Raw genomic sequence first — 7,453 nt, 5'->3', positions numbered from 1 at the left:
CCAGCTAACACTTACTCTATCAACGTCTAACCCTGCTCTAATGGTCTGCTCAAAGCCGTCCATCAAGGCATTTTTTTGTTCTACAGTGACTTGGTCGGCTGTCTCAGTGAACGATAAGCAACCACTGGTATATTTTTGCTTAAAGTCGAGGCTATCAATGAGCAAGGCTTGGTTGTCTATGTCGCCCCTCAATACTTCGGCACCAAGGCGTTTGCCGTCTGGCTGCTCTTTGTCGTTAAGCAAGTAATCAAACACGCCTTTGCTGCCACCTGTGCCATGAGTGAAGAATTTAACGATCATCGGGCATGCTCGATGCTAGGGCTTTGTCTAGCGTGGTTTGCAAATTGAGTAAGGCAATCAACACTGAGTTGCCGACTTCTTGCCCTGTATTGGTCTGCTTGGCGATTTGATTGATGTTGATGCCAATGCGATTAATCGCTCGCACCAATTCGGGATCAGCACTGTGTACGATTTTTTTGGCCTTTGGTTCAGGCGCAGCTACCGGCTGATCAAGTACCAATCCGCGAACGTAGTTAGACATATCGTGCTGACCTGCACGCTTTTTGATGTCTGCAATTTCTTGATCAGAAACTCTTATTTTGAGCCATTTCGTCCTTGCCATTTTAGCCTCGCTCTAGCGGTTGTTTTTCGCCCCTCACGGCTTTTTGTGAGGGGTTGGGGTTAAGGGGTTTCCCCTTACCAGTATGCCTTGGGTCAATAGTAACGAAGTGAATATTGTACCCACGGTATATGCTGGCTTTATAAATATTATAGTAGATTTATTCATTGCGGTATAAGTGTTATTGTTCTAATATTCGTTGTCAGATTAACTGCGGCCAAACTATGTCATTGACTTCAGTTAACCGATACTTAATTTGTATATCTAGAAATATAGATTCTTTGATGAAATGCCAGAAACTGTATAAAAAGTAATGATAATATTTTTTGAATTAAAAATTAAAGGATGTAGTGATGAGTCTTATCGAGCAAATAGGAATTTTGAGGAAAGAGATAAATACTGATTCTTATCCTATGTCTTTAGGGGAAATTATAAATTTATACCGAGATAATGAGTTAGATATTCATCCTGAATTTCAAAGACTATATAGGTGGTCTGACATTCAAAAAAGTAGATTAATCGAATCCATATTACTAGGTATACCTCTTCCTTCCTTTTTCGTATCACAAAGGTCTGATGGCATTTGGGACGTTATTGATGGCCTACAGAGACTATCTACTATTTTTTCATTTATAGGTATCTATAAAGATGAAAACGGCGAAATAACTGAACCTCTAAGACTCGTGGAAACAGAGCATTTAAACTTAGAAGGCATGTATTGGGACAAAGAGAATGAACTTTCTCTGCCAAAAGAACTTCAAAGAACTTTCAAAAGAGAGAAGATAGATTTTAAAATAATCAAGAATGAAAGTGATCCCATGATGAAGTACGAGTTGTTTCAACGTCTCAATACCTATGGAAGTGAGCTTTCCGATCAAGAAGTAAGAAATTGCTTATTAATAATGATGAATAGAGAGATGTTTGAATGGTTAAAAGACCTATCTAATTTACCGGAATTTACAGCATCTTTACCTATTTCAGAAAACAAAGTCGAAATTCAATATTATATGGAACTAGCTACTAGATTTATCATCTTGAAAGACATCGAAGAATCTTTTCTATCTGAAATTCGGGATATCAATGACTTTATAACCATGAAGACCAAGGAGCTAGCCAACAACCCTAGTTTTGACTATGAGGAAGAAGGGGTAATCTTCTTAGAGACTTTTAAAATTATTAATAGTGCTCTTGGTGAAGATTCATTTAGAAAATATGATGGTAATAGATATAAAGGTCCATTTTTATTGTCAATATACGAAGTGCTTGCGTTGGGTGTAGGCTACCTTTTTAGCAAGAATCCTGGATTAGATAAACAGCTCTTGAAAGAGAAAATTATTGCTGTTTCTCAAGAATTGAGTACTGAGCAAGACTATATTGCTAACAGCGGCTCTGGTTACAGAGCAAATCAAAGACTACCAAAGTTAATCCCTTTAGGAAGACAGCTCTTAAGCTAAATAAAACTAACTAGTAACTAAGGGCTGCAACGATGTCAAGAATCAGTACCATTGACAAACTTCAAACGAAAATAGAGAAGGATATTGCTTGGAGAAAGAAAGAGTGTGCAGATATCTTTGCTATAAATGCTCTCCAAACGGAATATTCCCAAAAAGTGAGCATAAAAGCTTCAATAGTTATTTTATACTCGCATTGGGAAGGCTTCGTGAAAAAGGCATCCGCTTTGTACCTAGATTTCCTATCTAGCCAAAGACTAACGTACCAAAACTTGAACGAAAAATTTATTGTTCACTATATTAGCCAAACGTACTGCGATATAAACACTAAATTCACTAAAGCTCTGATATACGACATACATTTCCAAGACAAAGTTAATCATGCAGAGGAAGTGTTTAGGGTTGACGGATTTACAGAGCTTAGTAAATTCTCTAACATAAACAGCGAGCAATTTTTTGGCATACTAAGAATTCTGTGCATAGATATGAGTAGCCCAATAATCGAATACTTTGATCTAAAAGGTAACTTCTTAGATGAAACAATAGTAGGCAAAAGAAACTCAATAGCCCATGGGAATTACACTGAGATAGATTTCGAAATGTACAGAAGCATACACGAAGTAATTTTAACAATGCTAGACAAGTACGCGACGTTACTATTAGATGCAGCTGAAAATGAAGATTACTTGAAAGAGGAAGAGGAAGCCTGACTTTGGCAGTCTTGTGAACCTAAAGGATAGCCTAAGCGAAAAAGGCTGTTATCTGACTTAGGCTTATCCACTGTCAAATTTTGCCGAGTCTTTTCCGTCTATGATATGTACTTTCCGATATACCTAATTCTACCCAAGGCCTTAATGACTGCTCTGACGTAGCTACAGGATTACGCTTAGATACCTTGCCACCTTTGCTACCTTTGAGTGCTTGGCGATAGATAAACTCGTTATAGTGATATCCATCACGCTTCCAGCAAAATTTAGCGATGCTTTTGGCAGTAGCTTTGACTTCTGAGTACGGTAATGGCTCTGAAAACATCATATTCACGCTTTGAGCATGTTTAAGTACTGAGTTATACCATTGCTCCCAAGCCTTTGCTCGGTGCCCTCTAATGGCAGAATACGCCCAATGGCGAACGGTATCGAACAGGGTGCAGTTCCTACCAAGCCCATATTCTTTTTCTATAGCCGTTAAAGGTCTGAGATCAACGAAATCCGCTAAATAGTTCAGCTCGTAGGCTTCTTTTGTCCATACTTCGGTACGCCAATGTTCGTGCATGGGGTTTTTGGTGATGAAGTTGGTATAGCCGACGTCTGCTCTTGTCTCTCTGACAAGCCCTGCTTGTATCTTGGCAAGGTAGTCTAGAGCTTTACGGCTACCATGCTCACTAGTGCAAACAGGCGTTTTTAGCTCATAAACGATGTGAGCATGTCCGTTTGAGGGATTTTGGCTTGTCCACCGTGGCGGTGGTAGGTGTTCTTCTGCCCAACGCATTGCGCCATGCTTATGATCAATGTCTAAGCAAATGAAGTGGGTCATGCAAGGGGGGTTATGCTGGATGTACCGCATTTTGACGGCAGTTTGCCTAGGACGAATGACAAGATTACCTAAATCATCGGTGCAATAGGGCTTATAGGGGAGTGTTTCGTATATTTCCGGTAGTATTAACATCACGCACACTTGTGTTGGTGCGCCTGCTGATATAAAATGTCCGTATCGAAAAATGGGTTTTATATCTGCTGACACAGATTAAAATTCATCTAACCCCTAGTGATTGCCGTCGCTGGGGGTTAGTCGTTTCTAGCACTTGAGTTTACGCTCTCATTCTTGTTTCGTCAATTAGCAATTTCCTCGTAAAGCCTCGTCATTCAAGGCATACATCGCTCTATCTTTGATTTAATTTTCGATAGTTATTACAGCCACCCTGAAAGCCATTCCTACAAGATTTTTCAAATAAATCTTTTGCAGTACTATAGCTTTGAGGCAGACCATCGCCTTTGATATGCATCACTCCAAGATTGTTTTGAGATTTGGCGTATCCTTGATTAGCTGCTTTTTGATACAGATCAAAAGCTTTACTGTAATCTTGACGCACACCATTGCCATTCTCATACATAACACCTAGGTTATGTTGAGCTTCAGCATATCCTTGATTAGCTGCGTTTCGATACAGATCAAAAGCTTTACTGTAATCCTGACGCACACCATAACCCTTCTCATACATTAACCCGAGATTGCTTTGGGCTTTGACGTATCCTTGACTAGCTGATTTTTGGAATAACTCAGCAGATTTTTCATAATTTCTACTGACACTATAACCATGGTAATACATTAACCCGAGATTATCCTGAGCATACGAAAACCCTTGGTTGGCAGATTTTTCAAACCACTCGAACGCTTTTGCATAATCCTGACGTACAACTCTGCCTGTGAAATACATCACACCAAGGTTGTATTGAGCATAGGGACTACTTTGGTTAGCGGATTTCTCAAACCACTCGAACGCTTTTGCATAATCCTGATACACACCTTCACCATCGTAGTACATCAACCCAAGATCATATTGAGCCTCAGCATCGCCTTGATTAGCCAGTCGTATAGTTTGGTTAATATCTACCGCCATAGCCGACACAGAAAACATAGCAGAGACTAAAAACAGGGTGGTTTTACGAATCAATGGGATTTTGAGCAGGGGCATGGCGAGTCTCTAATGATTTATTTTTGGGGTTTACATTTGTGCAATATCACCATGATAGCAGACATATTTTCAAGCACTTATTCCGGTGATTTTCTACCCTCAAAACCATTTACCATAATGTACCTTTATGCGAGGAACCAAATCACCCCCAAGCCACCCTTGAGGATGATTATTTTCTAAGTATCTGATTTTTAAATTGTTTATATAATATTATATTTATTCGGTGTCCGAACAGTGTCCAAAAAGGGGATAATTCGAGGTTTTTCTCATTTTATCAGTAGGTAAGATGATAGAAAAAAAACTATAGATATTCTTGATTAAATTAAAAAGGGCTTGAATCTTCATATCAATTCATATATTACTAATACTGAATACTTCAGCAAGATAATGCGTTTTCTTATAATTTTACGTTAAATTCAATATTTCTCTTTTGCGGTATTGAACTCCTACAATTATAAATGTAAGCATGGAGGTTTACATGAAAACGAAAATATTAAGCTTAGCAGTTATTCTATTGAGCGCACTTTATTCAAGTGCAGCACTAGCCGATACAGGTACGGTTCTTACATGGGAAACACCGAATGGCAACTGGAAAGCGTGTGGACCAGTTCAATGCCTTTGGTCTACTCAAGAAACCGAACGAGATGCTATAGATATGGTCATAAATGATGATCGACACACAACTAGGTATATCGGTCATTATGGTAAATGTTCGCGTTATAGAGTGTCTAACATGAGGTCGTGGGATGATCCCACAGAAAAAGTTATTCGCGATGCTAAATGTGATGATTATTAAGAAGTCATAGTCATCACATATTAGAAATAAAAATAAGCGTCTTTATGACACCATGATAAAGACGCTCAACATTAACTTCGACAACCAGTTTTTGCTAATGGTCTAACTATTTTGAGGTGCGTCAAAACTTGGATTTATCTCATCAAATTGTGATTGGTGCGCTGTAGAGGCATCGAACTATAGCTTCATTGTTTACTTTATTATTTTCTGGCTTAGCTAGCGCCCCATGCTTGGAGATTGTGACCTTGTGTGCGCTCTAGCACGCTCAAGCTCTTGCTCCTTCTCATTTATCACTTCTCTAACTTGCTCAGCAATTTGTTTAATTCCTTCAATTCCGTCTGTATTCCTGCCTGTGAGCCGGTTATTTTCTTCTGTGACGCCTCTATTTTGACTTGTATGCTCACTAACTCGCTCAATTCGCCTTCCAACTTTACTGTATCGCTCTCTAATTGCGTCGTATCGCTCTCTAGATAATCGGGCGGTGTTATCGTGCTCTGATACGTCTTCAACTGCTCTACGAGCTGCATTTGTACGTTTCCTAAAGCTAATAACTCGCTTATCAATAATGCTTGCGTTGTTACGTGCTCTTTCCGATATGCGACCCATCCATTGAACACGTCCGTTTGTTCTATCATTGAAGTTTGCAACTGTTTGAACAACGTCGGTAAGCGTTCTAACTCTTGCGTCTTCGTTCTTGCCAATTTGTTCAATGAGGCTGTCAATTCGGCTATATCCTGGTCTTTCTTGCGTAGCTGCTGCTGTGTGTATCGCTCTTGGTCGTCTAGCATCTGCTCTTGGCGTTTGATCGTGTCCTGCTGCGCTTGCAAGGCTTGCTGTACTTGCTCTAGTAGTCTCTTGTCCATGACTTACCCCTGACTGTAGTCGATCTGCGGTTGTGACGGTGGCTGCTGCGGTGGATTGATATAGGTCGGTTTTGAGAACTTGTTGACCAAAGCTCCCCCTATGAGCATGCCGAACATCATTACCGTGATTGCGACGATACTGGTGACTATCACCCATTTTTTCATTTCTGATTTGATAACCTGCGCTATCCGGTCTTCTCGCTGCGTTATGAGTTGTTTGATGTGCTGTGTGTAGGCTTCTATCGTCCTTTCCATCTCTTCTGCGAACTGCTCTAAATGTTCTGTGGTATGGGCTTGGACGTTGTTCGTATAGGTTTCGAGGGCTGTAGACATATCGGTTTGATGTTTTGCTAACATGGTTAGCAACTGCTCGTTGCTGGTGTCTAGGCTTTCCATGCCTTGCTTGATGATAGTCTCGCTTTCTTCCAACTTCGCTGTCATAAAGCTGTTTAGCTGCGTCGTAGCGTTCTGTACTTCTTGCTCGATAGTCTTTGCTTGCTGTTGTGACTGTGTTTTGAATTTCGCTGCTAAAGTTAAAATCTCGCTCATATAATCCGCCTGTCAGCCTGATATTTCGTTTCCCTGCTGGGTTCTTGATAGAGATCGCTTTATCCGTCTCTCGTGCTATCTCAAAGCCACTACTCGTCAATGCTTGGACAACATCAGCACGATTGGTAATTACGCCCTCAATCACCAATGCTTGTAGACCGTCAGTAATGGCTTGTCTTGCGTCTTTAACCTGTCTTGGTAAGTTGTCACGCTGTGCCATGAGCCGCTTGTTGGCTGGGTCATTGGGGTCTGTAAAACCATGCTCGATGTTTTGCATGTCTTTCCATGCGTTGACTCTGCGCTTATCGACGTTATGGACATAGGGCTGAAATGCTCTGCCGTGTTCTAAATCTACGTTAGCAAAGACAAAATTCAGTTCTAACCTGCCTTTATCTCGATGCTCAATCCAGCTAACACTTACTCTATCAACGTCTAACCCTGCTCTAATGGTCTGCTCAAAGCCGTCCATCAAGGCATTTTTTT

General features: G+C 40.4%; 8 protein-coding genes and 1 pseudogene. 3 read left to right on the top strand and 6 right to left on the bottom strand.

The features are described from left to right. Both JMY00_RS13265 and mobC read right to left on the bottom strand, forming a co-directional pair. Nucleotides 1–300, bottom strand: a pseudogene (locus JMY00_RS13265) (mobilization protein); the annotation flags it as partial. Beyond that, entirely contained in the window at nucleotides 290–622 is a 333-nt protein-coding gene (gene mobC / locus JMY00_RS13260) for a plasmid mobilization relaxosome protein MobC (protein ID WP_201580504.1), read from the bottom strand. The gene mobC and the pseudogene JMY00_RS13265, both read right to left, overlap by 11 nt. Nucleotides 623–972: 350 nt before the next feature. On the opposite strand from mobC, the gene JMY00_RS13255 reads away from it, so the two are divergent. Together JMY00_RS13255 and JMY00_RS13250 are read left to right on the top strand one after the other, a co-directional pair. Further along, complete coding sequence (locus JMY00_RS13255; RefSeq protein WP_201580503.1) at nucleotides 973–2,073, top strand: DUF262 domain-containing protein; 1,101 nt, start codon at nucleotides 973–975, stop codon at nucleotides 2,071–2,073. Between the two features lie 32 nt (nucleotides 2,074–2,105). Further along, complete coding sequence (locus JMY00_RS13250; protein WP_201580502.1) at nucleotides 2,106–2,780, top strand: MAE_28990/MAE_18760 family HEPN-like nuclease; 675 nt, start codon at nucleotides 2,106–2,108, stop codon at nucleotides 2,778–2,780. 73 nt (nucleotides 2,781–2,853) lie between these two features. Here the strand turns inward: JMY00_RS13250 and JMY00_RS13245 are convergent, their stop codons facing one another. Together JMY00_RS13245 and JMY00_RS13240 are read right to left on the bottom strand one after the other, a co-directional pair. Continuing rightward, on the bottom strand, nucleotides 2,854–3,735 hold the full coding sequence (locus JMY00_RS13245; protein ID WP_201580501.1) for a replication initiation protein: 882 nt from the start codon (nucleotides 3,733–3,735) through the stop codon (nucleotides 2,854–2,856). A gap of 214 nt (nucleotides 3,736–3,949) precedes the next feature. Next, nucleotides 3,950–4,762, bottom strand: a complete 813-nt coding sequence (locus JMY00_RS13240) for an SEL1-like repeat protein (protein WP_240990766.1) — start codon at nucleotides 4,760–4,762, stop codon at nucleotides 3,950–3,952. Nucleotides 4,763–5,240: 478 nt separating this feature from the next. Between JMY00_RS13240 and JMY00_RS13235 the strand changes: the two genes are divergently transcribed. Continuing rightward, a complete protein-coding gene (locus tag JMY00_RS13235) occupies nucleotides 5,241–5,558 on the top strand; it encodes a hypothetical protein (RefSeq protein WP_201580500.1) in 318 nt (105 codons plus the stop codon). Nucleotides 5,559–5,848: 290 nt separating this feature from the next. On the opposite strand, the gene JMY00_RS13230 is transcribed toward JMY00_RS13235, so the two are convergent. Together JMY00_RS13230 and JMY00_RS13225 are read right to left on the bottom strand one after the other, a co-directional pair. Then, nucleotides 5,849–6,421, bottom strand: a complete 573-nt coding sequence (locus JMY00_RS13230; RefSeq protein ID WP_201580499.1) for a hypothetical protein — start codon at nucleotides 6,419–6,421, stop codon at nucleotides 5,849–5,851. Nucleotides 6,422–6,424: 3 nt separating this feature from the next. After that, the gene (locus tag JMY00_RS13225) at nucleotides 6,425–6,970 is read right to left on the bottom strand and encodes an MbeB family mobilization protein (RefSeq protein ID WP_201580498.1); all 546 of its coding nucleotides are present in this window, start codon (nucleotides 6,968–6,970) and stop codon (nucleotides 6,425–6,427) included. Nucleotides 6,971–7,453 lie beyond the last annotated feature (483 nt).

The organism is Psychrobacter sp. Pi2-52, from assembly GCF_904846705.1.
In the GTDB taxonomy this organism is placed as follows: domain Bacteria; phylum Pseudomonadota; class Gammaproteobacteria; order Pseudomonadales; family Moraxellaceae; genus Psychrobacter.
Note: the sequence above shows the minus strand (reverse complement) of the source record. Positions and strands in the feature narration are given on the sequence as shown.

Excerpts from the sequence above, each read along its gene's own strand:
- JMY00_RS13225 (WP_201580498.1), bottom strand. The coding sequence starts at position 6,970 with ATGAGCGAGATTTTAACTTTAGCAGCGAAATTCAAAACACAGTCACAA.
- JMY00_RS13250 (WP_201580502.1), top strand. The coding sequence starts at position 2,106 with ATGTCAAGAATCAGTACCATTGACAAACTTCAAACGAAAATAGAGAAG.
- mobC (WP_201580504.1), bottom strand. The coding sequence starts at position 622 with ATGGCAAGGACGAAATGGCTCAAAATAAGAGTTTCTGATCAAGAAATT.
- JMY00_RS13235 (WP_201580500.1), top strand. The coding sequence starts at position 5,241 with ATGAAAACGAAAATATTAAGCTTAGCAGTTATTCTATTGAGCGCACTT.
- JMY00_RS13255 (WP_201580503.1), top strand. The coding sequence starts at position 973 with ATGAGTCTTATCGAGCAAATAGGAATTTTGAGGAAAGAGATAAATACT.
- JMY00_RS13240 (WP_240990766.1), bottom strand. The coding sequence starts at position 4,762 with ATGCCCCTGCTCAAAATCCCATTGATTCGTAAAACCACCCTGTTTTTA.
- JMY00_RS13230 (WP_201580499.1), bottom strand. The coding sequence starts at position 6,421 with ATGGACAAGAGACTACTAGAGCAAGTACAGCAAGCCTTGCAAGCGCAG.
- JMY00_RS13245 (WP_201580501.1), bottom strand. The coding sequence starts at position 3,735 with ATGTTAATACTACCGGAAATATACGAAACACTCCCCTATAAGCCCTAT.